This is a genomic window from Pseudomonas sp. (assembly GCF_035497915.1).
Classification (GTDB): domain Bacteria; phylum Pseudomonadota; class Gammaproteobacteria; order Pseudomonadales; family Pseudomonadaceae; genus Serpens.
The window spans coordinates 22386-47792 of record NZ_DATJCS010000005.1; the positions used below are offsets into that span (position 1 = coordinate 22386).

The 25407-nt window shown below is 66.2% G+C and carries 25 protein-coding genes; 13 read left to right on the forward strand and 12 right to left on the reverse strand.

Annotated elements, in window-relative coordinates:
• Window positions 1-20: 20 nt before the first annotated feature.
• The 4 genes from tssA to VL129_RS01525 all read right to left on the reverse strand — a co-directional run bounded on the left by tssA (window position 21) and on the right by VL129_RS01525 (window position 4710).
• Window positions 21-1532: a type VI secretion system protein TssA gene (gene tssA, locus VL129_RS01510; protein ID WP_325409343.1), complete on the reverse strand. Its 1512-nt coding sequence runs from the start codon at window positions 1530-1532 to the stop codon at window positions 21-23.
• A 262-nt stretch (window positions 1533-1794) separates the two neighbouring features.
• Window positions 1795-2694 carry a D-hexose-6-phosphate mutarotase gene (locus VL129_RS01515; RefSeq protein ID WP_325409345.1) on the reverse strand — a complete coding sequence of 300 codons (900 nt, stop codon included), beginning with the start codon at window positions 2692-2694 and terminating at the stop codon, window positions 1795-1797.
• 92 nt (window positions 2695-2786) lie between these two features.
• Window positions 2787-4163, reverse strand: a complete 1377-nt coding sequence (locus VL129_RS01520; protein WP_325409347.1) for a TRAP transporter large permease — start codon at window positions 4161-4163, stop codon at window positions 2787-2789.
• Window positions 4156-4710: a TRAP transporter small permease subunit gene (locus VL129_RS01525; RefSeq protein WP_325409349.1), complete on the reverse strand. Its 555-nt coding sequence runs from the start codon at window positions 4708-4710 to the stop codon at window positions 4156-4158. Before VL129_RS01525 ends, VL129_RS01520 begins: the two co-directional genes overlap by 8 nt.
• Window positions 4711-4906: 196 nt before the next feature.
• Here VL129_RS01525 and VL129_RS01530 point away from each other — a divergent pair, with 196 nt between their 5' ends.
• The gene (locus tag VL129_RS01530; protein WP_325409351.1) at window positions 4907-6004 is read left to right on the forward strand and encodes a TRAP transporter substrate-binding protein; all 1098 of its coding nucleotides are present in this window, start codon (window positions 4907-4909) and stop codon (window positions 6002-6004) included.
• A 156-nt stretch (window positions 6005-6160) separates the two neighbouring features.
• Here VL129_RS01530 and VL129_RS01535 read toward each other — a convergent pair whose 3' ends face one another.
• On the reverse strand, window positions 6161-6559 hold the full coding sequence (locus tag VL129_RS01535; protein ID WP_325409353.1) for an acyl-CoA thioesterase: 399 nt from the start codon (window positions 6557-6559) through the stop codon (window positions 6161-6163).
• A gap of 170 nt (window positions 6560-6729) precedes the next feature.
• Here VL129_RS01535 and VL129_RS01540 point away from each other — a divergent pair, with 170 nt between their 5' ends.
• From VL129_RS01540 to VL129_RS01590, 11 genes are all read left to right on the forward strand, one after another.
• Window positions 6730-7698, forward strand: a complete 969-nt coding sequence (locus VL129_RS01540; RefSeq protein WP_325409355.1) for a phosphate ABC transporter substrate-binding protein PstS — start codon at window positions 6730-6732, stop codon at window positions 7696-7698.
• A 153-nt stretch (window positions 7699-7851) separates the two neighbouring features.
• Window positions 7852-10134, forward strand: coding sequence for an ABC transporter permease subunit (locus VL129_RS01545; protein ID WP_325409357.1), 2283 nt, complete (start codon window positions 7852-7854; stop codon window positions 10132-10134).
• A gap of 9 nt (window positions 10135-10143) precedes the next feature.
• The gene (gene pstA, locus VL129_RS01550; protein ID WP_169745304.1) at window positions 10144-11832 is read left to right on the forward strand and encodes a phosphate ABC transporter permease PstA; all 1689 of its coding nucleotides are present in this window, start codon (window positions 10144-10146) and stop codon (window positions 11830-11832) included.
• Window positions 11833-11890: 58 nt separating this feature from the next.
• Window positions 11891-12724 (forward strand): phosphate ABC transporter ATP-binding protein PstB, encoded by an 834-nt coding sequence (gene pstB / locus VL129_RS01555; RefSeq protein WP_325409361.1) that lies wholly within the window; start codon window positions 11891-11893, stop codon window positions 12722-12724.
• Between the two features lie 130 nt (window positions 12725-12854).
• A complete protein-coding gene (gene phoU / locus VL129_RS01560; protein WP_325409363.1) occupies window positions 12855-13580 on the forward strand; it encodes a phosphate signaling complex protein PhoU in 726 nt (241 codons plus the stop codon).
• Between the two features lie 254 nt (window positions 13581-13834).
• Complete coding sequence (gene metX, locus VL129_RS01565) at window positions 13835-14974, forward strand: homoserine O-succinyltransferase MetX (protein WP_325409365.1); 1140 nt, start codon at window positions 13835-13837, stop codon at window positions 14972-14974.
• A 10-nt stretch (window positions 14975-14984) separates the two neighbouring features.
• A complete protein-coding gene (gene metW / locus VL129_RS01570) occupies window positions 14985-15593 on the forward strand; it encodes a methionine biosynthesis protein MetW (RefSeq protein ID WP_325409367.1) in 609 nt (202 codons plus the stop codon).
• Window positions 15594-15621: 28 nt separating this feature from the next.
• Window positions 15622-16038 (forward strand): DUF4426 domain-containing protein, encoded by a 417-nt coding sequence (locus tag VL129_RS01575; RefSeq protein ID WP_325409369.1) that lies wholly within the window; start codon window positions 15622-15624, stop codon window positions 16036-16038.
• Window positions 16035-16631, forward strand: a complete 597-nt coding sequence (gene rdgB / locus VL129_RS01580; protein WP_325409371.1) for an RdgB/HAM1 family non-canonical purine NTP pyrophosphatase — start codon at window positions 16035-16037, stop codon at window positions 16629-16631. The genes VL129_RS01575 and rdgB overlap by 4 nt, the downstream gene beginning before the upstream one ends.
• Window positions 16628-17842, forward strand: a complete 1215-nt coding sequence (hemW, locus tag VL129_RS01585; RefSeq protein WP_325409373.1) for a radical SAM family heme chaperone HemW — start codon at window positions 16628-16630, stop codon at window positions 17840-17842. The genes rdgB and hemW overlap by 4 nt, the downstream gene beginning before the upstream one ends.
• A 319-nt stretch (window positions 17843-18161) precedes the next feature.
• The gene (locus tag VL129_RS01590; RefSeq protein WP_027590207.1) at window positions 18162-18485 is read left to right on the forward strand and encodes a DUF3392 family protein; all 324 of its coding nucleotides are present in this window, start codon (window positions 18162-18164) and stop codon (window positions 18483-18485) included.
• A gap of 45 nt (window positions 18486-18530) precedes the next feature.
• Here VL129_RS01590 and VL129_RS01595 read toward each other — a convergent pair whose 3' ends face one another.
• The 5 genes from VL129_RS01595 to VL129_RS01615 all read right to left on the reverse strand — a co-directional run bounded on the left by VL129_RS01595 (window position 18531) and on the right by VL129_RS01615 (window position 22270).
• On the reverse strand, window positions 18531-19853 hold the full coding sequence (locus VL129_RS01595; protein WP_414705110.1) for a DUF1329 domain-containing protein: 1323 nt from the start codon (window positions 19851-19853) through the stop codon (window positions 18531-18533).
• A gap of 122 nt (window positions 19854-19975) precedes the next feature.
• Entirely contained in the window at window positions 19976-20692 is a 717-nt protein-coding gene (trmB, locus tag VL129_RS01600; protein ID WP_325409378.1) for a tRNA (guanosine(46)-N7)-methyltransferase TrmB, read from the reverse strand.
• A gap of 58 nt (window positions 20693-20750) precedes the next feature.
• On the reverse strand, window positions 20751-21545 hold the full coding sequence (locus VL129_RS01605) for a thiazole synthase (RefSeq protein WP_325409380.1): 795 nt from the start codon (window positions 21543-21545) through the stop codon (window positions 20751-20753).
• Between the two features lie 86 nt (window positions 21546-21631).
• Entirely contained in the window at window positions 21632-21832 is a 201-nt protein-coding gene (gene thiS, locus VL129_RS01610; protein ID WP_325409382.1) for a sulfur carrier protein ThiS, read from the reverse strand.
• A gap of 66 nt (window positions 21833-21898) precedes the next feature.
• The gene (locus VL129_RS01615) at window positions 21899-22270 is read right to left on the reverse strand and encodes a DUF423 domain-containing protein (protein ID WP_325409384.1); all 372 of its coding nucleotides are present in this window, start codon (window positions 22268-22270) and stop codon (window positions 21899-21901) included.
• A 42-nt stretch (window positions 22271-22312) separates the two neighbouring features.
• Here VL129_RS01615 and mtgA point away from each other — a divergent pair, with 42 nt between their 5' ends.
• Window positions 22313-23041: a monofunctional biosynthetic peptidoglycan transglycosylase gene (gene mtgA / locus VL129_RS01620; RefSeq protein WP_325409386.1), complete on the forward strand. Its 729-nt coding sequence runs from the start codon at window positions 22313-22315 to the stop codon at window positions 23039-23041.
• Window positions 23042-23056: 15 nt separating this feature from the next.
• Here mtgA and VL129_RS01625 read toward each other — a convergent pair whose 3' ends face one another.
• The gene (locus tag VL129_RS01625) at window positions 23057-23527 is read right to left on the reverse strand and encodes a hypothetical protein (RefSeq protein ID WP_325409388.1); all 471 of its coding nucleotides are present in this window, start codon (window positions 23525-23527) and stop codon (window positions 23057-23059) included.
• Window positions 23528-23651: 124 nt separating this feature from the next.
• Window positions 23652-25403 carry a sodium:solute symporter family protein gene (locus VL129_RS01630; protein ID WP_325409390.1) on the reverse strand — a complete coding sequence of 584 codons (1752 nt, stop codon included), beginning with the start codon at window positions 25401-25403 and terminating at the stop codon, window positions 23652-23654.
• Window positions 25404-25407 lie beyond the last annotated feature (4 nt).

The window sequence follows — 25407 nt, forward strand, 5'->3', positions numbered from 1 at the left end:
CTCCTTGATGGTTGATCCGGTTAATTCAGCGCCGCGTCGAGATCGAGGCGGCAAAGTCGTCGATACAGCTCTTCCTTGCGCTCGCGCAGCCCCAGTTGCTCGTAGCAGCCGTGCAGCTGGCGGGCGATCGCCAGAGCCAGGTCGGGCTCCCAGCGCTCCAGGTCATGGTTGCGGCCTTGCTGGTCCAGCGCTTCCAGCAGCGCCCGGGCCAGTTCGTGGCGCCCGGCCTGGCGGCACACGCGGGCGATGGCCAGTTCCCAGTACGCGTGTTCGCGCAGGCCGCGCGCGCCGTGCTGGCCAGTTCTGAGCGCCTGCACGGCGGCCTTGAGGTCCAGCTCGCGCAGCAGGGTGCGGGCCTGGTGCAGGCCGGCTTCCCAGGACGTGTCGTCCACGCGGGCGGCGGGTTCGCTGCTCATGGTCGCGGTCGAGAGCACGTGGCCGGTGAGCCAGGCCAGCGTATCGGGCTCGGCGAAGGGCGTGCCGTCATGAAAGCGCAGGGTTTCCAGGCCGGGCAGCCGGCGCAGCAGGGCCGCCAGCTCGCTTTCCAGCGCCTGCAGGGCCGCCTCGGCATTCAGCGCCTGCAGGCATTGCCAGGCGAGGTGCTGGCCATCCAGCCAGAACGGCGCGCGCGCCAGGCTGGTTTCCAGCTCGACCAGCAGTTCGGCGTGGCGGCCCTGGCGCAGGGCTTCCTGGAAGGCATTCAGGCGATCGCGGGGCAGGCCGCGCAGGGTGGTGATCTTTTGGCCGTCGCAGGGCGGCAGGGCGTCGATCGGCAACCAGAGCAGGCAGCGCGACAGGCGCAGGGCGCGGGCATCGGTGGGGTTCTGGCGCAGCCACCAGTCGCACAGCGAGCGGGCCTGTTCCTGCAGGGCGCGCAGGGTTTTTTGCGCATCCTTGTCGTTGTGCGGCCTGGCGCTGGGGCTGGTTGTCGGCGTGCTGGCTGGCGCAACAGGTGCTGGCGCCGGGCTGGCCGTTGTGGCCTGGCGGCTCAGCCCGTCGAGCTGACGGCGCAGGGGCAGCAGCGACGGCGCCTGCTCGCCCAGCCGCTCGGCCAGGCAGGCATCGAGTTGGGTGAGCAGGCCGTCCAGTTGCGCGAGCAGCGCGGGATCGCCGGCCGCCTGCGGCTCGCCCAGCGCCTGTTCCAGGCGCGGCAGCAGCCAGCCGATGGTCGCCGCGCGGGTGCGCGGCTTGCCGGGAAACAGGCCGTCCCAGCTCGGGCCGCAGAGTTCCAGCAGCAGGCCGAGGCCAGCGTGCAGGCCGGCCAGTCCGCCCTGCCGATACAGCGCGAAGGTCAGCCAGGTGGCCACCCGCAGATCCTTGGACTGCTCGCGCAACAGCGCTTCGCAGCCGCCGCGTATCAGCGCCCAGTCGATTGCCCCGGTCGCATGGACTGCGCTGCCTTTGCCCAGTTCACGTTCCAGTTGTTCATATTCCGGGGAATAGCGTGCATCCGCTCCGAATGGGTTTTCGGAACTGACCGGAATTCTGGCGAGTTGCAGATACGCATCCGCGTTAATGGGCAGAAGAGTCATTCCTTGACTTGCCGTTATTACTCAAGAGGGGACGTGGCAGCGTTGCGCACGAGGCGGGAGCCGTGGGGCTCGCCGAGCTGGCCGGCATTCTAGGAACAGATGCTGCGGGGGGAAAGTTTGCCGGGGAGAACCAGGTATCGTTTTGATTAATTGATCTTCGGCGTGGCTTATTGCAACGGGAAAGTTGTCTGCTAAGTGGCGCGTATATGAAGAAAAAAGCCCGATAGTTATCGGGCTTAATTAGAGTAATTATTCAATTTATTCAGTTATCAAGCGGACTTTCCCACAGGCTCAATTCCAGCGCGTGAGCAGCGTTGGGCGGCAGCTCGATACGGTCCTCCAGCACGTTGGCCGTCTCGATGCACAGCATGCCGGTCCAGGCATCCTCGGCGAACTGCGATAAATATCGGCTTTTCGCGATCCACGGATTCCACACCACCGCCGAGTGTGAGCCGCTGCTCAATACATGCACGCGACGCCGCCACTGCGGGTCGCGGAAGGAGATCTGCGAGGGCACGCCCAGGTAAATGCGATCGGTTTCCCCGCCGAAGGTCACCGGCCCTTGCTGCAGGCGCGCCTGCCAGTCTTCCAGGGTTTCGATGTAGCGGCAGCCGTGCAGGCCTTCCACCTGGACCTGGTGGATATCGCTGACCGCGAAGTAACTGTGCAGGGCCTGGCTGAGAAACAGCGGATGGGCGCCGTGATTGTGGCTGGTCAGGCGCAGATGCAGGCGCTGGTCGAGGCGGATCAGCAGGCGCAGTTCCACGGCGTGGGGCCAGTCGGGCAGCGGCTGCACGCGACTGTCGAAGACGAATTCGATGCTGACCGCATCGTCCTCTTCGCGAATGTCTTCCAGCCGCCAGTCGAGGGTGCGCACCAGGCCGTGGGCCGGCGCGGCGCTGCCGCGATACTGCGCCTGGATCTCGGCGGGGTTGCGTTCCAGCGCGCCGAACCATGGCCAGCACACCGGGACCCCGCCGCGCAGGCCCTGGCCGCGCCGGTATTCCGCCTGCTCGCTGAGCCAGATCAGCGGCGGCGCGTCATCGCGCTGGTAGCTGAGCAGTTGCGCGCCCTGCTCGGCGATCAGCAACTGCGCGCCCTGGTGGCGGATTCGCCAGCAGGCCAGCTCGCCGATCTGCTGGTGTTCGATCTGTGCGGCCATGGCAGGTTCTCCGGGGGCTGGGGTGGAAAGGGATGGTTCCACAAAGCAAAACGCCCGTCGAGGACGGGCGTTTTGTATGGGGCCGGTGTGGCTTACGGGCCGTACACGGTTTCCGGCAGCCAGGTGATCAGCTGCGGCCAGAGGTAGGCAATCACCAGCATCGCCAGCTGGATGAAGATGAAGGGGATCACGCCCTTGTACATGGTCATGGTGGCCACCGAGGCGGGCGTCACGCTGCGCAGGTAGAACAGCGAGAAGCCGAACGGCGGGGTCAGGAACGAGGTCTGCAGGTTGATGGCGATCATCACGCCCAGCCAGACCGGGTCCAGGCCCATGGCCAGCAGGATCGGGCCGACGATCGGCACCACCACGAAGCAGATCTCGATGTAGTCGAGGATGAAGCCGAGGATGAAGATCACCAGCATCACCACGAAGAAGGCACCCATCACCCCGCCCGGCAGGTTGTGCAGGATCTCCTCGATCACCGCTTCGCCGCCGAAGCCGCGGAACACCAGGGAGAACAGCGACGCGCCGATGAGGATCAGGAACACCATCGCGGAGATCGAGGTGGTGCTGAAGGTGACGTCCCTGAGCTGCTGCAGGTTCAGCTTGCGCTTGCTCAGCGCCAGCAGGGTGGCGCCCACGGCGCCCACGGCGGCGGCCTCGGTGGGCGTGGCGAAGCCCATCAGGATGGAGCCGAGCACCAGGCCGATCAGCAGCAGCGGCGGCAACAGGGCGCCGAGCAGCTTGCCCCAGTTCACCGTGCCCAGCTCTTCCTGGGGCATCGGCGGCAGCTTGGCCGGCTTGATGATCGCCACGATCACCAGATACAGCACGTACAGGCCGATCAGCACCAGGCCGGGAATCAGCGCGCCCATGAACAGGTCGCCCACCGACACGGTCTTCGGCGAGAAGATGCCCATCTTCAGCTGCGCCTGCTGGTAAGCGCTGGACATCACGTCGCCCAGCAGCACCAGCACGATGGAGGGCGGGACGATCTGCCCGAGGGTGCCGGTGGCGGCCAGGGTGCCGGTGGACACCGCCGGATCGTAGCCGCGGCGCAGCATGGTCGGCAGAGCCAGCAGGCCGAGGGTGACCACGGTGGCGCCGACGATGCCGGTGGAGGCGGCCAGCAGCGCGCCGACCAGGCACACGGAGATCGCCAGGCCGCCCGGCTTGGCGCCGAACAGGCGGGTCATGGACTCCAGCAGGTCATCGGCGATGCGCGACTTCTCCAGCATCACGCCCATGAACACGAACAGCGGCACGGCCAGCATGGTCTGGTTGTTCATGATGCCGAAGATGCGGTTCGGCAGCGCCGACAGGTAGCTGCCATCGAAAATGCCGAACAGTACGCCGAAGCCGGCGAACAGCAGCGAGACGCCGCCCAGCACGAAGGCGACCGGGAAACCGGTCATCAGGAATACGCAGATGCCCAGGAACAGCAGAAGGGCCATCGTCTCAGCCATGCTGCACCTCGGCTTGTTCTTCGAAGGGGAGGCGGCCGGCCAGACGGTAGGCGCCCTTGATCAGGTTGGAGATGGCTTGCAGCAGCAGGCTGACGACCAGCACCAGGATGATGCTCTTCTGCAGGTAGACGAACGGCAGGCCGCCGGCTTCCGGCGAACCTTCCAGAGTCGCCCAGGCGGCGCCGACGTAGTTCCAGCTGAGCCAGAGCAGAAAGCCGCAGGTGGGCAGCAGCAGCACCAGGGTGCCGAACATGTTGACCACTTCCTTGGTGCGCGTGGAGAAGCGCTGGTAGAGGATGTCTACCCGCACATGTGCGCCCTGTTGCAACGCCCAGGCGGCCGCGCCCATGAACACCAGGGCATGGCCGTACATCACCGCTTCCTGCAGGCCAGTGGCGCCGATGCCGAAGCCATAGCGCAGAATCACGACAACGGCGGTGCCAACCACCAGGAAAACCGGTAACCAGGCGCAGATGCGACCCAGCCAGGCGTTTATCGAGTCGATAAGGCACGCGAAGGTCACAAGCGGGGGTGTTTTTGCGGACATGACGAGTCCTTTATAGGAATGAAAAGCAGGCGGGACGCGATTCTAGGCCGCGTGGTCGGCCAGGGGCAACGGCGGCGCGACTTTGGTCGCAGTGACGAAGCTGGAAACAAGGCGGCAGCCTATGCTAGTCGGGTCATAAAGTGCCTCGACGACTCGCCCCCTCGCGATAGGCATAACAACAACAAGGAGCTACTCCATGAAACGTCGTGACATTCTCGCCGCCGCCGGTGTCGGCCTGGCGGCCACCGCACTGGCCGGCTGCAAGCAGGAAACCGCACCCGCCGCTTCCGGCGAGACCACGCAGCAGCAGCGTTTCTCCTGGAAAATGGTCACCTCCTGGCCAAAGAACTTCCCCGGTGTCGGCGTGGGTGCCGAGCGCTTCGCCCAACTGGTCAACGAGATGAGCAATGGCCGGCTGAACATCAAGGTGTACGCCGCCGGCGAGCTGGTTCCGGCGTTGGAAGTGTTCGACTCGGTGTCGCGCGGCACTGCCGAGATGGGCCACGGTGCCCCCTATTACTGGAAGGGCAAGGTCCCGGCCGCCCAGTTCTTCTGCGCCCTGCCGTTCGGCCCGAATGCCCAGGAAATGAATGCCTGGCTGCACCGGGGTGGTGGCATGCAGCTGTGGGAAGAGGTCTACAAGCCGTTCGGCATCCTGCCGCTGGCCTGTGGCGCCACCGGGGTGCAGACCGCCGGCTGGTTCAACAAGGAAATCAACAGCGTCGAGGACTTCAAGGGTCTGAAGATGCGTACCCCCGGGCTGGGCGGCGAAGTGCTGACCCGCATGGGCGGTACCGTGGTGAACCTGCCGGCCGGTGAAATCTTCACCGCCCTGCAGACCGGCGCCATCGACGCCACCGAGTGGATCGGTCCGTACAACGATCTGGCCCTGGGCCTGCACAAGGCGGCCAAGTACTACTACACCCCCGGCTGGCAGGAACCCAACGTCACCTTCGAGCTGGACATCAACCTCAAGGCCTGGGAAACCCTGCCGGCCGATCTGCAGGCCATCGTCCGCGCCGCTGCTCGCGACGTGAACGGCGACATGCTGGACGACTACAACGCCAAGAACATGGAAGCGCTGGAACAGCTGCGCGAGCAGGGCGTGGAAGTGCGCGAGCTGCCCGATGCGGTGCTGGCGCGCCTGAAGGAAGTCGCCGCCCAGGCGGTGGAAGATGCCGCCGCTGCCGACCCCGCTGCGGCGAAGGTGTGGGCGCAGCAGAAGGCCTACATGGAGCGTCTGTATGCCTACGCCGAGCTGAACGAAAAGAAGGTCTACAACATGCGCGGCTGACGCCGGCACGTTGTAACGAAACGCCAGCCCTCGGGCTGGCGTTTTGGCATGTACTGCACAGAAACCTGTAGGAGCGACTTCAGTCGCGAGCCTCTGGGTCGACCTGCACGAAAGGATCGCGGCTGAAGCCGCTCCTACAAAAAGAAGAAGGTGTTGTCAGCGGCTCGCCGGAATCGCCCGGGTCCGGCGACGGTCGTCGATGGCCACGAACACGAACACCGCGTCGGTCACCTTGCGCCATTCCTGGGTCTGCGGATCGTCGCTCCATACCTCGACCAGCACGCGCATCGAGCTGCGGCCGACCTGCAGTGTCTGCGTATAGAAGGACAGCTGGGCGCCGACCACCACCGGGGTCATGAACGCCATGCGGTCGATGGATACGGTGGCCACCCGGCCGCCGGCCAGGCGGCTGGCCATTGCCGTGCCAGCCAGGTCCATCTGCGCGACCAGCCAGCCACCGTAGATGTCACCGAAGCCGTTGGTGTCGCGGGGCAGGGCGGTGATCTGCATGGCCAGGTCGCCCTGGGGAATGGGGTCCAGCTCTTCGTTCGACATATCAGGCTCGGGGCACAGGGGTTGGCGGGTGGAGTATACCCAGCGAAATATCCTGGCGAAGCGGCCTGTGTCATGGTCATCCAACTGTCACATGCGCTTCATAGACTTGTCATGGGGCCTGCCAATACTGGCCACCGTTGCACATCACACCCTCAGTCCAGGAGCAAGGAATGAAAGTGAAGCGTTTGATGGCGGCCATGGGCCTGGCCGCGGTAAGCGTCGCCTCCACCGGCGCGCTGGCGGCTGTCGATCCGGCACTGCCGAGCTATACCAAGACCTCCGGCGTGTCCGGCAACCTGTCCAGCGTCGGTTCCGACTCGCTGGCCAACCTGATGACCCTCTGGGCGGAAGAGTTCAAGCGCAACTACCCGAACGTCAACATCCAGATCCAGGCCGCCGGTTCCTCCACCGCGCCGCCGGCGCTGACCGAAGGTACCGCCAACATCGGCCCGATGAGCCGCCCGATGAAGGACAGCGAAAAGCAGGCCTTCGAGCAGAAGTACGGCTACAAGCCGGTCGAGGTTCCGGTGGCCATCGACGCCCTGGCCGTGTTCGTCCACAAGGACAACCCGATCAAGAGCCTGGACATCGCCCAGGTCGACGCCATCTTCTCCAGCACCCGCCTGTGTGGCGGCAGCCAGGACATCAAGACCTGGGGTCAGCTGGGTCTGACCGGCGAGTGGGCCAACAAGCCGATCCAGCTGTTCGGCCGCAACTCGGTGTCCGGCACCTACGGCTACTTCAAGGAAGTGGCGCTGTGCAAGGGTGACTTCAAGCCGAACGTCAACGAGCAGCCGGGTTCCGCCTCGGTGGTCCAGTCGATCTCCAGCACCCTGAACGCCATCGGCTACTCGGGCATCGGCTACAAGACCTCCAGCGTGCGCGCCGTGCCGCTGTCCAAGAAGGGCGGCGAAGCCTTCGAAGCCTCGGAAGCCAACGCTCTGGCCGGCAAGTTCCCGCTGGCGCGCTTCTTCTACGTCTACATCAACAAGGACCCGAACAAGGCCCTGTCGCCGCTGGAGGCCGAATTCCTCAAGCTGGTGCTGAGCAAGCAGGGTCAGGACGTGGTGGTCAAGGACGGCTACATCCCGCTGCCCAAGAAGGTGGTCGACAAGGCGCTGAAGGACCTGGGCCTGTAAGCCTCGATCCTCGTCTCGTCCAGCGACCCGCGCCTCGGCGCGGGTCGTTGCGTTTCAGCCACGTGTCCGCGCGTCACGCGGCTGTAATCTTTCTGTCACACGGCGGTTTTACAGTGCGCTCGGGCCCCTCCGAGCCGGCCCCGGATGTATTTCATGAACGATATGGCTGAACACGACATGAGCGCTTCTTCCCGGGCGCCGGGGCTGGATTTCGATACGCCGGCCCTCAAGCGCAAGCGGCGCATGCGCGCCCTCAAGGATCGTCTGGCCCGCTGGTACGTCTCCATCGGCGGCCTGGCGGTACTCGGCGCCATTACCCTGATCTTTTTCTACCTGGCCCACGTGGTGCTGCCGATCTTCCAGGGCGCCGAACTGGGCGCCGCGCAGGAACAGCGCCCGAGCTGGCTGGCCGAGCGCCAGCCGCCCCTGCTGCTGACCATCGAGGAGCAGAACCAGGTCGCCATGCGCCTGGAGGCCAGTGGCCAGGTGCAATTCGTGGATGTGCACGCGGGCACGCTGCTCAGCGAGACGCGCCTGGCGCTGCCGGAAGGCCGGCGCATCGTCGCGCTGGGTGAAGACACTCCCGGCAGCCGCCGCTTCGTGGTCGGCCTTGACGATGGCAGCGCCCTGGTCGCGCAGCACGAATACCGTCTCAGCTACCCCGGCGGCGTGAAGACTATCAGCCCCGAGCTGATCTACCCGTTCGGCACCGAGCCCATTGCGCTGGACACCCAGGGCCGCGCCCTGGAAAAGCTGGCCATCAGCGTCAATGGCGCCAGCCTGCAGCTGGCGGCGGTCGCCGGCGGCGAGCTGAGCACCCTGCGCCTGGAGCGCGAAGAGAACCTGTTCACCGGCGAGGTGAGCCTCAGCGAGCAGCGCTACAAGCTGCCGGCGCTGGGCGAACCGATCGTGGCCCTGCAGCTGGAGCCTCGCCAGCAGTGGTTGTATGCCTTCGGCGAGCGCGCCGAGGTGCAGGTCTTCGATCTGCGTCGCCAGGTGCTAAACGGCCGCTACAAGCTGGCCGGCGGCAACGCCCGCATCACCGCCGTGAGCCCGTTGCTTGGCGGCATCTCGCTGATGGTCGGTGACTCCAGCGGCGGCATCGGCCAGTGGTTCATGGTGCGGGATGCCGATGGCCGCCACGAGCTGAAGAATGTGCGCAACTTCCGCCTGGGCGATGCGCCGATCCGCCAGATCCTCCCGGAAGAGCGCCGCAAGGGCTTCCTGGCCCTGGACGATGCCGGTCGCCTGGGCATCTTCCACAGCACCGCGCACCGCACCCTGCTGGTCGAAGCGGTGAGCGACGGTGCGGCCGTGGGCGCGCTGTCACCGCGCGCCGACCGCCTGCTGGTCGAACGTGACGGTCTGCTGCGCAGCGTGGCAGTCGACAACCCGCACCCGGAAATTTCCTGGAGCGCGCTGTGGGGCAAGGTCTGGTACGAAAGCTACGACGAGCCGAAGCACGTCTGGCAGTCCACCTCGGCCAACACCGACTTCGAGCCCAAGCTGAGCCTGGCGCCGCTGGCCTTCGGCACCCTCAAGGCGGCCTTCTACGCCATGCTGCTGGCCGCGCCGCTGGCCATCTGCGCCGCCATCTACACCGCCTACTTCATGGCCCCGACCCTGCGCCGCAAGGTCAAGCCGGTGATCGAGCTGATGGAGGCGCTGCCCACGGTGATCCTCGGCTTCTTCGCCGGACTGTTCCTGGCGCCCTATGTGGAAGGCCACCTGCCGGGCATCTTCAGTCTGCTGCTGCTGATGCCGGTGGGCATCATCGGCGCGGCCTGGCTGTGGAGCCGGCTGCCGGAAAGCATCCGCCTGCGCGTGCCGGACGGCTGGGAAGCGGCGCTGCTGGTGCCGGTGGTGATCGGCGTCGGCGCTTTCTCGCTGGGCATCAGCGGCCACCTGGAGAACTGGTTCTTCGGCGGCGACATGCGCCTGTGGCTCTCCAACGAGCTGGGCATTCCCTTCGATCAGCGCAACGCGCTGGTGGTCGGCCTGGCCATGGGCTTCGCGGTAATCCCCAACATCTACTCGATCGCCGAGGACGCCGTGTTCAGCGTGCCCAAGAGCCTCACCTACGGCTCGCTGGCCCTGGGAGCCACGCCCTGGCAGACGCTGACCCGCGTGGTGATCCTCACCGCCAGCCCGGGCATCTTCTCGGCGCTGATGATCGGCATGGGCCGCGCGGTGGGCGAGACCATGATCGTGCTGATGGCCACCGGCAACACGCCGATCATGGAAATGAACATCTTCGAGGGCCTGCGCACCCTGGCCGCCAACGTGGCGGTGGAAATGCCCGAGTCCGAGGTGGGCAGTACCCACTACCGCGTGCTGTTCCTCGCCGCCATGGTGCTGCTGCTGTTCACCTTCGTGATGAACACCCTGGCCGAACTGATCCGCCAGCGCCTGCGCGGCAAGTATGCGTCGCTGTAAGGGGGCGCCATGAAAGGTTCCGATACCGTGAAACAGCAAAACCTGAAAACCTGGTTCAAGAGCGGCACCCCCTGGGTGTGGCTGAACGCCGGTGCGGTGTCCATCGCCGTCATCATGACCCTCGGCCTGCTGGCGGTGATCGCCAGCCGCGGCCTGGCGCACTTCTGGCCGGCCGATGTGATCGTCGCCGACTACCAGGTGCCCGGCCAGGCGCCGCGCCTGCTGGCCGGCGAAGTGGTGGAAATGGAAGAGGTGCCGCGCGCCCGCCTGGCGGCCAGCGGCCTGCCGGTGAACGCCGAGGGCGGCGAGTTCATGACCCGCGAACTGCTCAAGGTGGGCAACCGCGAAGTCTACGGCGCCGACTTCAGTTGGGTGGTCGGTGAATGGCTGAGCAACATCCGCACGCCCGCCGAGCTGGTGGCCATCGAGCGCCGCGAATGGGGCAACTTCTACGGCTTCCTGGTCAACGTGAAGGAAGAGGGACGTCTGGTCGCCGAAGGCGACGCCGCCTGGCCTGAGCTGCAGCGCCGCCTGCAGCGGGTCGATGCGCTGCACGGCGAAATCAAGGATGTCGAGAAGCACCAGATCGGCCGCATCAACCATGGTCTGGAACGCCTGCGCCTGAAGACCCGCAAGCTGGAACTGGAAGGTCGCCTGGACGCCGCCGCACAGGCCGATCTGGCCGCCGAGAAGGCTCAGTGGGATGCCGAGTACCAGGTGCTGGAAGCGCGCCTGGGCGAGCTCTACCAGGCGTTCAACCGTGACAGCATCCGCGTGCGCACCGCCGATGGCCAGGAACTGGACATCAGCCTCGGCAAGGTGGTGCGCGCCTACCAGCCCAACGGCATGAGCCAGCTGGAGAAGATCGGCCACTACTTCGCCAAGCTCTGGGAGTTCGTCAGCGACGAACCGCGCGAGGCGAACACCGAAGGCGGCATCTTCCCGGCCATCTTCGGCACCGTGCTGATGACCCTGATCATGGCGGTGATCGTCACCCCGTTCGGCGTGCTGGCGGCGGTGTACCTGCGCGAATACGCCAGGCAGGGCGTGCTGACCCGGGTGATCCGCATCGCGGTGAACAACCTGGCCGGCGTGCCCTCGATCGTCTACGGCGTGTTCGGCCTGGGCTTCTTCGTCTACGTGCTGGGCGGCTCGCTGGACCGGCTGTTCTTCCCGGAATCCGCCCCGGCGCCGACCTTCGGCACCCCGGGCCTGCTGTGGGCCTCGCTGACCCTGGCGATCCTCACCCTGCCGGTGGTCATCGTGGCCACCGAGGAAGGCCTGGCGCGCATTCCGCGCGCGGTGCGCGAAGGCTCGCTGGCCCTCGGCGCCACCAAGGCCGAGACGCTGTGGAAGATCGTCCTGCCGATGGCCAGCCCGGCGATGATGACCGGCCTGATCCTCGCCGTGGCGCGCGCCGCCGGCGAAGTGGCGCCGCTGATGCTGGTCGGCGTGGTCAAGCTGGCGCCGTCGCTGCCGCTGGATGGCAACTACCCGTATCTGCACCTGGACCAGAAGATCATGCACCTGGGCTTCCACATCTACGACGTCGGCTTCCAGAGCCCGAACGTGGAAGCGGCGCGGCCGCTGGTCTACGCCACCGCGCTGCTGCTGGTGGTGGTGATCGCCACCCTGAACATGAGCGCGGTCTACATCCGCAACCACCTGCGCGAGAAGTACAAGGCGCTGGAACACTAATTCCGGTCGGCAGGCCGGGGTCGGCCTGCCGCCGAGCAGTTTCGAACGGAGTGAGCCTATGCAATCCGAATCCCATACCCACGGCATCGATCTCGCCGCCCTGGGCCGCAACAAGCAGAGCCTGTCGCTGGCCGACGAGACCGTGGCCCTGGAAGTGCCCGGCCTGAACCTGTTCTACGGTCAGAAGCAGGCGCTGCACGACGTCAGCATGAACATCCCCAAGCAGCGCGTGACCGCCTTCATCGGCCCGTCCGGTTGCGGCAAGTCGACCCTGCTGCGCTGCTTCAACCGCATGAACGACCTGGTGGATGGCTGCCGCGTGGACGGCGAGATCCGCCTCGACGGCCAGAACATCTACCGCAAGGGCGAGGACGTGGCCGAGCTGCGTCGCCGCGTCGGCATGGTGTTCCAGAAGCCCAACCCGTTCCCCAAGAGCATCTACGAGAACGTGGTGTACGGCCTGCGCATCCAGGGCATCAACAAGAAGCGCACCCTGGACGAAGCCGTGGAGTGGGCGCTCAAGGGCGCCGCGCTGTGGGACGAGGTGAAGGATCGCCTGCATGAATCCGCGCTGGGCCTGTCCGGTGGTCAGCAGCAGCGTCTGGTGATTGCCCGTACCATCGCCGTGTCGCCGGAAGTGCTGCTGCTCGACGAGCCCTGCTCGGCGCTGGACCCGATCTCCACCCTCAAGGTGGAAGAGCTGATCTACGAGCTGAAATCCAAGTACACCATCGTCATCGTCACCCACAACATGCAGCAGGCGGCGCGCGTGTCCGACTACACCGCTTTCATGTACATGGGCAAGCTGATCGAGTACGGCGACACCGATACCCTGTTCACCAACCCGGCGCAGAAGCAGACCGAAGACTACATCACCGGCCGCTACGGCTAGATGGCCATGTCATAGCGCGCCGGGCCGCGTTGGCGAAGCTTGCCGTACTGATCGTACTGTCTGCGCTTCGCCGCCTTGCCCGACACGCTCTGCCAAGGGCCATCCCGCTGTTATTTTCAGGATTGGAAAGATGATCAACAAAGACAGCCATACCCAGCACATTTCCCAGCAGTTCAACGCCGAGCTGGAAGAGGTGCGCAGCCACCTGCTGGCCATGGGCGGCCTGGTGGAGAAGCAGGTCAACGACGCGGTCACCGCGCTGATCGAGGCCGACTCGGGCCTGGCCCAGCAGGTGCGCGAGATCGATGAGCAGACCAACCAGATGGAGCGCGACATCGACGAGGCGTGCCTGCGCATCCTGGCCCGTCGCCAGCCGGCGGCCTCCGACCTGCGCCTGGTGATCAGCATCTCCAAGTCGGTGATCGACCTGGAGCGCATCGGCGACGAGGCCTCGAAGATCGCCCGCCGGGCCATCGAGCTCTGCGAGGAAGGCTCGGCGCCGCGCGGCTATGTCGAGGTGCGCCACATCGGCGACCAGGTGCGGCGCATGGTGCGCGACGCGCTGGACGCCTTCGCGCGTTTCGATGCCGAGCTGGCGCTGTCGGTAGCCCAGCACGACAAGACCGTCGACCGCGAGTACAAGACCGCGCTGCGCGAACTGGCCACCTACATGATGGAAGACCCGCGTTCCATCACCCGGGTGCTCAGCGTGATCTGGGCGCTGCGCTCGCTGGAGCGCATCGGCGACCATGCCCGCAACATCGCCGAGCTGGTGATCTACCTGGTGCGCGGCACCGACGTGCGCCACATGGGCCTCAAGCGCATGCAGGAAGAGGTGCAGGGCAAGGTCGAGTAACGGCCGCACACGAGCTTCTGGCCGCGGCCGGCATGAAAGCATCGCGGCTAAAGCCGCTCCCACAAAAAACGGCGGTCTGCACGGCCCACTGTAGGAGCGACTTCAGTCGCGAGCTTTTGGCGGCGGCCTGCACGAAAAGCATCGCGGCTGAAGCCGCTCCTGCAAAAGCGGCGGTCTTCCCCCGCCCGCCATGGATGAATTGCAACGCGCCACACAGTAGACTGTGCCGCTTCCCTTCCGCATGAGCCGGGTCGATGTCGTCTGTCTTTCCCGAAGATTCCGTGGGTCTGGTCGCACCCCGTATCGCCACGTTCGCCGAGCCGCTGGCCCTGGCCTGTGGCCGCGAACTGGCCGATTACCAGCTGGTGTACGAAACCTACGGTGAGCTGAACGCCGCGCGCAGCAACGCGGTGCTGATCTGTCACGCCCTGTCCGGCCATCATCACGCCGCCGGCTACCACAACCCCGACGATCGCAAGCCGGGCTGGTGGGACAGCGCCATCGGCCCGGGCAAGCCCATCGACACCAACCGCTTCTTCGTGGTGGCGCTGAACAACCTGGGCGGCTGCAACGGCTCGACCGGCCCGGCCAGTCTGAACCCGGCGAGCGGCAAGCCCTACGGCGCGGATTTCCCGGTGGTGACCGTGGAGGACTGGGTGCACAGCCAGGCGCGCCTGGCCGATCGGCTGGGCATCCAGCAATGGGCCGCGGTGGTCGGCGGCAGCCTCGGCGGCATGCAGGCGCTGCAATGGACCATCAGCTACCCCGAGCGCGTGCGCCACTGCCTGTGCATCGCCTCGGCGCCGCGCCTGTCGGCGGAGAACATCGCCTTCAACGAAGTGGCCCGGCAGTCGATTCTTACCGACCCGGACTTCCACGGCGGGCACTTCTACGAGCACGACGTGCTGCCCCGGCGCGGCCTGCGCCTGGCGCGCATGGTCGGCCACATCACCTACCTGTCCGATGACGCGATGGGCGCCAAGTTCGGCCGCGAACTGAAGACCGATCGCCTCAACTACGACGTGCAGGGCGTGGAATTCCAGGTGGAAAGCTACCTGCGCTACCAGGGCGAGGAGTTCTCCACCCGCTTCGACGCCAACACCTACCTGCTGATGACCAAGGCGCTGGACTATTTCGACCCGGCCGCCGCCCACGGCGGTGACCTGGCCCGGGCGATGGCGCCGGCCAAGGCGGATTTCTGCCTGATGTCCTTCACCACCGACTGGCGCTTCTCGCCGGCCCGCTCACGGGAGCTGGTGGATGCCCTGCTGGCGGCGCGCAAGAACGTCAGCTACGTGGAGATCGACGCGCCCCAGGGCCACGACTCCTTCCTGTTGCCGGTGCCGCGCTATCAGCAGGTGTTCCGCAGCTACATGAACCGCATCGTCATCTGAGGAAGTTTCCATGCGCGCCGATCTGGACATCATCCAGGAATGGATTCCCGCCGGCAGCCGGGTGCTCGACCTCGGTTGCGGCACCGGAGAACTGCTGGCCTGGCTGCGCGACCACAAGCAGGTCAGCGGCTACGGCCTGGAGATCGACCCGGACAACATCGCCCGTTGCGTCGAAAAGGGCGTCAACGTCATCGAACAGGACCTGGACAAGGGCCTGGGCAACTTCGCCACCGGCAGTTTCGACGTGGTGGTAATGACCCAGGCGCTGCAGGCCGTGCACTACCCGGACCGCATCCTCGACGAGATGCTGCGGGTGGGCAAAACCTGCATCGTCACCTTCCCCAACTTCGGCCACTGGCGCTGCCGCTGGTACCTGACCAGCAAGGGCCGCATGCCGGTGTCCGAATTCCTGCCGTACACCTGGTACAACACGCCGAACATCCACTTCTGCACCTTCGAGGACTTCGAGCGCCTGTGCCGTGAACGCGACGCCCGCGTGCTCGATCGCCTGGCGGTGGACCGCCTGCACCGCCACGATTGGGGCAGCCGCCTGTGGCCTAATCTGTTGGGAGAGATCGGCATCTACCGGCTCAGCAGTCCCGGCCTGCAGGATCACTGACCCCCCACGTCTTCCGAGGAGACCCACCATGCGCCGTCTTTTCCTGTTGTTCTTCAGCCTGTGCCTGGCGCTGCCGGCCCTGGCCGAGCAAAAGTACAGCTTCGACGAGCTGGACGTGCACTACAGCGCCTTCAATTCCAGCTTCCTGCAGCCGGAAATCGCCGCCGCCGTCGGCCTGACCCGCGCCGGCAACCAGGGGGTGCTGAACATTTCCGTGCTCAAGGACGGCAAGCCGATCACCGCCACCGTCAGCGGCCAGGTGCGCAACCTGCTGGGCCAGATCAGCAACCTGAGCTTCCGCCAGGTGCGCGAGGGCGAAGCGGTGTACTACCTGGCGCAGTTCCCCATCGGCAAGGAAACCCTCAGCTTCACCATCAACGTGCAGAGCGCCGGCGGGCCGCGCAACAGCTTCACCTTCAACCAGGAATTCTTCCCCGACCGATGAGCCTCTTCAGCGAACTGGTGCTGGCCAGCCACAATGCCGGCAAACTCAAGGAACTGCAGGCCATGCTCGGCGCCCACGTGCGCGTGCGCTCGATCGGCGAGTTCTCCTCGGTCGAGCCGGAGGAAACCGGCCTGTCGTTCGTCGAGAACGCCATCCTCAAGGCCCGCCACGCGGCGCGTGTGAGCGGCCTGCCGGCGCTGGCCGACGACTCCGGCCTGGCGGTGGACGCCCTGGGCGGGGCGCCGGGCATCTACTCGGCGCGCTACGCCGGTGGCGGCGGCGACGCGGCCAACAATGCCAAGCTGCTCGAGGTCCTGCGCGACGTGCCGGACGATCAGCGCAGCGCGCAGTTCGTCTGCGCCCTGGCGCTGGTGCGGCATGCCGACGACCCGCTGCCGATCATCTGTGAAGGCCTGTGGCACGGCACCATTCTGCACGCACCGCGTGGCGAGCACGGTTTCGGCTATGACCCGCTGTTCTGGGTGCCGGAGCTCGAATGCTCCAGCGCCGAGCTGGCGCCGGTGGACAAGAACCGCCTCAGCCATCGCGCCCGCGCCATGGCGCTGCTCAAGGCCCGGCTGGGAATCGCATGAGCGCAGCCGGAAGTCGCAAGCCGGAAGCCGCCAAACAAACCCGCACGGACCGCATTCACCTTCAGGCGCCAAGCTTCCGGCTGCCGCCCCTGTCGGCCTACGTGCACATCCCCTGGTGCGTGCGCAAATGCCCCTACTGCGACTTCAACTCCCACGCCGCCGGCCCGCAGCTGCCGGAGCGTGAATACACCGATGCCGTGCTGGCCGAGCTCGGCCAGCGCCTCGAGCAGGTCCATGGCCGCAAGCTGGTGTCGGTGTTCTTCGGCGGCGGCACGCCCAGCCTGTTCTCGCCCCAGGCGCTGGAGCGCATCCTCGCCGGCCTGGAGCGGCGCGTGGGTTTCGCCCCGGACATCGAGATCACCCTGGAAGCCAACCCGGGCACCTTCGAGCAGGAGAAATTCCGCGACTACCGCAGCCTGGGCATCAACCGGCTGTCCATCGGCGTGCAGAGCTTCCAGGCCGACAAGCTCAAGGCGCTGGGACGCATCCATGATGGCGACGAAGCCATTCGCGCCGCCGACATGGCGCGGGCGGCCGGCTTCGACAACTTCAACCTCGACCTCATGCACGGCCTGCCGGAGCAGGGCCTGGAAGACGCCCTGCAGGACCTGCGCATCGCCATCGCCCAGCGCCCGACGCACCTGTCCTGGTACCAGCTGACCGTGGAGCCGAACACGGTGTTCTGGAACCAGCCACCGCGGCTGCCCGAGGACGACATCCTCTGGGACATCCAGGAGGCCGGCCAGGCGCTGCTTGCCGAGCATGGCTACGGCCAGTACGAGACCTCCGCCTACGCGCAGCCCGGCCGCCAGGCGCGGCACAACCTCAATTACTGGACCTTCGGCGATTTCCTCGGCCTGGGCGCCGGCGCCCACGGCAAGCTGAGCGGCGTGGACGGCGTGATCCGGCGCACCTGGAACACCCGCCTGCCCAAGGACTACCTGGATCCGGACAAGGCTTTCGAGGCCGGTCGCCGCACCCTGGAGCCGGACGAGCTGCCCTTCGAATTCCTGATGAACGCCCTGCGCCTGACCCAGGGCGTGCCGGCCAGCCTGTTCGCCGAGCGCACCGGCCTGGATCTGCGCGAGCTGAACGAGGCGCGCCAGGAGGCCGAGCGCCGCGGCCTGCTCAGCGCCGACAGCCAGCGCCTGGTGGCCACTCCGCAGGGTCAGTTGTTCCTCAACGACCTGCTGCAGCTGTTCCTGCCGTAGTAGCCGCTTCGCTAACGCACCGAATCCCTGTAGGGCCGGCTTCATGCCGGCCGAACGGGGCAGCGCGGTGCAACCGGGGCCGGCTGGCGCCGGCCTTTGGCCGGGATAAACCCGGCCCTACAGATTCCTCAACCAGGCGCGGCGCTCCATCCCTGTAGGGCCGGCTTCATGCCGGCCGACGGGGCAGCGCGGTGAACCAGGCCGGCTGGCGCCGGCCTTTGGCCCGGATAAACCAGCCCCACATGACGAGCGCTTCGCTTTCGGAGTGCGTTCCAGAGCGGTTATAAAGGCGCCTTCGTCATTCACGGAGCGGTAACCGATGGACATGTTTCTGGACCTGATCATCAGCCTGTCGCGCTGGTGTCGCGGCCATCTGAGTGAGATCGCCCTGGCCCTGCTGGCCACGCTGCTGGTGCTGTTCGGCCCGCACCTCAACGCCTGGCTGCAGCGCACCATCGGCGGGCTGAATTTCGTGCTGCGCACGCTGCTGTTCGTGGTGTTCTGCGCGCTGGTCTACGGCTTCGGCCTGGTCTTCACCAGCCCCTGGCTGGCCCAGGGGTTGGCCTATTTCAACAACTACACGCTGGCGCCCGTGGTGCTGGTGGCCTTCCTGCTGCTGGGCGTGGCGGCGGATCGGCGCTGAAACGCAAACGGCGCACCGAAGTGCGCCGTTTTTTATGAGCGGGCTTCAGTTGCCCAGACGCAGGGCCTGGGCCGAGAAGTCGCGCGGCGACAGGCGCACGCCGAAGTCGTAGGCCGGCTCGTTGTTGTCCAGCCCGTCGACGAAGTAGCGGCCGCCCTTGAGGTCGTACACGGTTTCCAGCGTACTCACGAACACCGGCACCTCGTAGTAGTTGATCGGGTGGGCTTCCTGCATGCCGATCAGCTCGCCGGAGTCGTCATACAGGTCCACGGACAGGATCTGCCAGCTGTCCTCGTCGATGTAGAAGCGGCGCTTGGCGTAGGGGTGCTTGAAGCCGATGCGCAGCGAGGCTTCGACCACCCAGACGCGGTGCAGCTCGTAGCGCAGCAGCGACGAATTGACCGTCTTGTCGCCCAGCACTTCCTCGTAGGGGATGCCCTGCTGGTGCACCTTGTAGCTGTTGTACGGCACGATCATCTCGCGCTTGCCCAGCAGCTTCCATTCGTAGCGATCCGGCGCGCCGTTGTAGACATCCACCATGTCGGCGGTGGCCATGCCGTTGGTGTCCGGCTGCAGCGAATCGTAGGCCAGCGACGGCAGGCGCCGCACACGCCGCTCGCCGCGGTTGAAGCGCCAGGCCTTGCGGGTGGCCAGCACCTGGTCGAGGCTGTCCTGGACCACCAGCGCCGAGCCGGCCAGCTTGGCCGGTGCGGTGATCTTGTACTTGTAGTGGTACAGGGTGTTGTCCAGCTCGCCCGGGGTCATGCCTTCGCGGTTGTAGACGAAGTAGATTTCCCGGTCGAGCTTGAGCAGGTTGTAGCTGCCGTTGGCCAGCACCGCCGCCTGGTTGAGGATCATGCGCAGCTGCTCGCCACGGTAGCGGGTGATGTGGTTCCAGATGACTTCCAGGCCATCCTGCGGGATGGGGAAGGGCACACCGGCCGCGGCGCCCTCGATGCCGTTACCGCCGGAGATCAGCTTCGCCCGGGTGGCGTTCTGCCGCGTGGCGGTGTACAGCCGCTCCGGCACCGCCGCGCTGCGCCGGGTCGGGTAGACCCGTACGCCGTAGGTGGGGTAGAGGGTCAGCAGGCGCTGCATGCCTTCCGGCAGCTTGTCGCGGTGGTTGTTCAGGTTGTGCTTGTCGATGATCAGCAGCGGCTGGTCGGCCGCATACGGGTCGATATGGTGCGCGCCCGGCTGGTAGCCGGCCGGTGGCTTGGTGATGCCGCCGGTCCAGGCCGGAATGGTGCCTTCGGCGTTGCCGGCGCGCTCGGCGCCCAGCGGGGTCAGGTCTCGGCCCAGGCGTTCGGCCTGGCCGGGCGGCACGGCTGCCTGTACTTGCAGCGCGCAGCTCGCCAGCAACAGCATGGCAATAGGTTTCAACACAGTTCGCTCCCTGGCACGTGCGTGCCGTCCTGTGGGGCGGCTTGGCAAGGCCGTCCTCCATTCACGCCGGTGGATCCAGCGCTGTTGTTGTTATCGGATGGCGATCAGGCGATGCGCTGGAACTTCAGGTCCCATACGCCATGGCCGAGGCGTTCGCCGCGCCGCTCGAACTTGGTCACCGGGCGCTCTTCCGGACGTGGCACATAGCCAGCGTCGGTGGCGAGGTTGGCATATCCCGGCGCCGCGCTCAAGATTTCGAGCATGTGTTCCGCATAGGGTTGCCAATCAGTCGCCATATGCAGCACGCCGCCGACCTTGAGCTTCTGGCGCACCAGCTCGGCGAAGGCCGGCTGCACGATGCGGCGCTTGTTGTGCCGGGCCTTGTGCCAGGGGTCCGGGAAGAACAGCAGCACGCGGTCCAGGCTGGCGTCGGGAATGCAGGTGCGCAGCACTTCCAGCGCATCGCAGCTGTAGACGCGCACATTGCCGAGGTTCTGCAGCAGCAGGCCGTTGAGCAGCGCGCCGACGCCAGGCTTGTGCACCTCGACGCCGATGAAGTCCTGCTCGGGGGCGGCGGCGGCCATTTCCAGCGTGGCCTGGCCCATGCCGAAGCCGATCTCGAAGGTGCGCGGCGCCTGGCGGCCGAACAGCCGGTCGAGATCGAGCGGCCCGTCCTCGAGCTCCAGGCCGAACTTCGGCCAGCCCAGTTCCAGGCCGCGCTGCTGGCCGGTGGTCATGCGCCCGGCGCGCATCACGAAACTCTTGATGGTGCGACGGTGCTCGGGCGGAAGGTCGGAGGGCTGTTCGATCGGGTCGGTCATGGGGCTTTCCGGCAGAAAAAAATATGCCCGGCGCAGGAGCGCCGGGCAGGAGCGGGTTTTAGCGCAGCAGGCCTTCCAGGGGCGAGGAGGCGCTGGCGTAGAGTTTCTTCGGCATGCGCCCGGCCAGGTAGGCGAGACGGCCGGCTTCCACGGCGTGCTTCATGGCCTGGGCCATCAGCACCGGGTGCCGGGCGTGGGCGATGGCGCTGTTGAGCAGCACGGCGGCGCAGCCCAGTTCCATGGCGATGGTGGCATCCGAGGCGGTGCCGACGCCGGCGTCCACCAGCACCGGGACCGGCGATTCCTCGAGGATGATGCGCAGGTTGTACGGGTTGCAGATGCCCAGGCCACTGCCGATCAGGCCGGCCAGCGGCATCACCGCGATGCAGCCGATCTCGGCCAGGCGACGCGCGACGATGGGGTCGTCGCTGGTGTAGACCATCACGTCGAAGCCGTCCTTCACCAGCGTCTCGGCGGCGGCCAGGGTTTCCACCACGTTGGGGAACAGGGTCTTCTGGTCGGCCAGCACTTCCAGCTTGACCAGGTTGTGGCCATCCAGCAGCTCGCGGGCCAGGCGGCAGGTGCGCACGGCTTCGTCGGCGGTGTAGCAGCCGGCGGTGTTGGGCAGGATGGTGTAGCGCTCGGGGCTGATCACATCCAGCAGGTTCGGCTCGCCGGGGTTCTGGCCGATGTTGGTGCGGCGCACCGCGACGGTGACGATCTCGGCGCCGGAAGCCTCGATGGCCTGGCGGGTTTCCTCCAGGTCCTTGTACTTGCCGGTACCCACCAGCAGGCGCGACTGGTAGGTGCGGCCGGCGAGGGTAAAGGGTTGGTCATGCGGGGCTACGGTCATCGCGATTCCTCCGGTGGGGCGGATGCCCGCACGACCGTGCGGGCGAAGTCTGGCGCCGAAAATCTTCGAGGCACCCGAACAGGCGGCTAACCGCCACCGATGGCGTGGACGACTTCCAGGCGGTCGCCGTCCCGCAGGCGGGTCTCGGCATGCTGGCTGCGCGGCACGATGTCGAGGTTGAGCTCGACGGCCACCCGGCGGCCGGTCAGGTCCAGCTGGACCAGCAGGTCGGCGATGCTCAGGCCGTCCTGAATGTCGCGGGCCTCACCATTGAGATGGATACGCATGGGCGTGTGCTGTCTGATCAAGGGCCGGGCATTCTAGCTCCATCGCCGGCAGCGACCAAGCCGCCGTCAGGCCTTGCGTCGCCAGGCGTGCAGTCCCAGGCAGGCCCAGCCGACCAGGAACAGCACGCCACCCAGCGGCGTGACCGGGCCGAGCTTCAGTCCGGCCAGCGTCATCAGGTACAGGCTGCCGGAAAAGAGCACAATACCCAGGCTGAAGACCAGCCCGGCCACCGTCAGGTAGCGGCTGGCGCCGCGCGCGGCCAGCAGCGCCACGGCGAGCAGCGCCAGGGCGTGCAGCTGCTGGTAATGCACGCCGGTCTGGAACACCTCCAGATGGGCCGCGGTCAGACGGCCTTTCAGGCCGTGGGCGGCGAAGGCGCCAAGCGCCACGCCGGTGAAACCGAAGAATGCCGCCAGGGACAGATACACACGACCCATGAGCCAAACTCCTTGTCAGTCAGAGAAACCAGGGCGCCTATGATGCCTCGCCGATCGTCCAATTTCCTGCGCCTCGGCAGCCTGCGTCGCTGGCTGCGGCGTCTGTTGCTGCTGATCGCCAGCCTGCTGGCGCTGAGCGTGGCGCTGGTGCTGGTGCTGCGCTGGGTGCCGCCGCCGGGCACGGCGCTGATGGTGGAGCGCAAGATCGAGGCCTGGCGCGCGGGCGACTCGCTGGACTTGAAGCGCGAGTGGCAACCCTGGGAGCGCCTGCCGGACAACCTGAAGGTGGCGGTGATCGCCGCCGAGGATCAGCGCTTCGCCGAACACTGGGGCTTCGACCTGCCGGCCATCCGCGATGCCCTGCAGCACAACCGGCGCGGCGGCAGCCTGCGCGGGGCGAGCACCCTCAGCCAGCAGGTGGCCAAGAATCTGTTCCTCTGGTCCGGTCGCAGTTGGCTGCGCAAGGGACTGGAGGTGTGGTTCACCCTGCTGGTGGAAACGCTCTGGCCGAAGCAGCGCATCCTCGAGGTGTACCTCAACAGCGTGGAATGGGGGAATGGGGTGTTCGGCGCCGAGGCCGCGGCCCGGCAGCACTTCCGTATTCCGGCGGCGCGCCTGAGCAACCGGCAGGCCAGCCTGCTGGCGGCCACCCTGCCCAATCCCCGGCGCTGGAGCGCCGGCCGGCCCAGCGCCTACATCGATCGGCGGGCCTTCTGGATTCGCCAGCAGATGCGCCAGCTGGGCGGTGCGGATTACCTGCTGCGCCTGTGAGCGGCGCGCAGGGGATTACTGACAAACGGCGCGGTACAGCGCGTCGTCGCGCTCCAGCTGCCGCAGCGTGCCCGCGCCCTGGCCGGTGACCGGCACCAGTTCGGCGGTATCGCAGTTGAGCAGGTGGGGCTGGTGGTCCAGGCGGTCCACATATTCCTTTTCGAAGCGGTAGAGGATGAACTGCTGGATGCGCTGTCCGTCCTGCTCGATCTGCTGGATGTTGGAGGTATCGACCACGGTCAGCCCGACGGTCAGCGGCACCAGGTAGGTCCAGGGGCGCAGGATCTGCTGTTCTTCCTCCAGCGCGACCACCACCGAGCCTGCGGGCAACTGGCTCTGCTTGTGCTCGGCCCAGTCGTATTCGTAGTTGATCTGGTAGGCCAGCATCCCAAAACCGGCCAGGGCCGGTACGAACCAGGTGGGCAGTCTGTTACGGCTCAGCCTGCGCAGCAGGTAGGCGATGCCACCCGCTCCCAGGCCAGCCACTCCCAATGCAACCAAATGCCAAATCATAGGAATCCCCGAAATGAAGGCGGGCTTCCTGTTGAAGGGAAGCCCGCCTGGATCAAACAGAACCGGGACGATGTCCCGGTTCGTCACGCTGTGTCAATCAGTGGTCGATGGCAGCGCCGGCACCCTTCGGGAAGCGGACGCTTTCAACCAGATCCTGAACTTCCTTCGGCGGCGGAGCGGTCATGTACGCCACGGCGAAGGCCACGACGAAGTTGATGAGCGCACCCACGCTACCGATGGACAGCGGGGAGATACCGAACAGCCAGTTGTCCGGAGTGTTCGGCAGGCTGTTGGTACCCGGGATGAAGAACCAGCCCAGGAAGATGAAGATGTAGATCACGGTGAAGGCCAGACCGGCAACCATGCCCGAGATCGCGCCGACGCTGTTAATGCGACGGGAGAAGATACCCATCATCAGCATCGGGAAGATCGAGGATGCGGCGATACCGAAGGCCAGTGCCACCACCTGCGCGGCGAAGCCGGGCGGGTTGAGGCCCAGGTAGGTCGCCACCAGGATCGCCACGGCCATCGAGATCCGCGCGGCGAGCATTTCACCCTTCTCGCTGATGTTCGGATTGATGATCGTCTTGATCAGGTCATGACTGATTGCCGAGGAGATGGCCAGCAGCAGACCGGCTGCGGTGGACAGTGCCGCAGCAATGGCACCCGCGGCGATCAGGCCGATGACCCAGCCCGGCAGGTTGGCGATTTCCGGGTTGGCCAGTACGAGGATGTCGGAGTTAACGGTCAGCTCGTTGCCAGCCCAGCCACGCTCGCTGAAGTCAGCGCTCGGGTTGTAGTACTGGATGCGGCCGTCGTTGTTCTTGTCCTCGAACTTGATCAGACCGGTTTCTTCCCAGGTCTTCACCCACTGCGGACGCTCGGCATATTCCAGCGCCGGTTGTTCAACACCCTGCGGATACACGGTGGTGAGCAGGTTCAGGCGAGCCATGGAGGCCACGGCCGGAGCGGTGGTGTACAGCAGGGCGATGAACACCAGGGCCCAACCAGCGGAAGAACGGGCGTCAGCAACCTTCGGTACGGTGAAGAAGCGAATGATCACGTGCGGCAGACCGGCGGTACCGATCATCAGCGACAGGGTGAACAGCACCATGTTCAGCTTGTTGGACACGTCAGCGGTGTAGTCCTGGAAGCCCAGGTCACGTACCACTTCGTTCAGCTTCTGCAGCAGCGGCATACCGGACTCGGTGTGCTCGCCGAACATGCCGATCTGCGGGATCGGGTTGCCGGTCAGCTGCAGGGAGATGAAGATCGCCGGGATGGTGTAGGCCAGGATCAGCACCACGTACTGAGCCACCTGGGTGTAGGTGATGCCCTTCATGCCGCCGATCACGGCGTACATGAACACCACCGCCGAGGCGATCCAGATACCGGTGCTGCTGCTCACTTCCAGGAAGCGGGCGAAGGCCACGCCGGCACCGCTCATCTGACCGATCACGTAGGTGATGGAGGTCAGCAGCAGGGCAACGACGGCCACCAGGCGGGCACCCTTGCTGTAGAAGCGGTCACCCACGAAGTCCGGCACGGTGAACTTGCCGAACTTGCGCAGGTAGGGCGCCAGCAGCATGGCCAGCAGCACGTAGCCACCGGTCCAGCCCATCAGGAACGAGGAGTTGACGTAGCCGACGGAGATCAGGCCAGCCATGGAGATGAAGGAGGCTGCGGACATCCAGTCCGCCGCGGTGGCCATCCCGTTGGGGATGGGGCCGACGCCGCCGCCTGCAACGTAGAATTCCTTGGTGGAGCCGGCACGCGCCCAGACGGCGATGCCGATGTAGAGGACAAACGACATCCCCACGAAAATCATGTTGATTGCAAATTGGCTCATTACG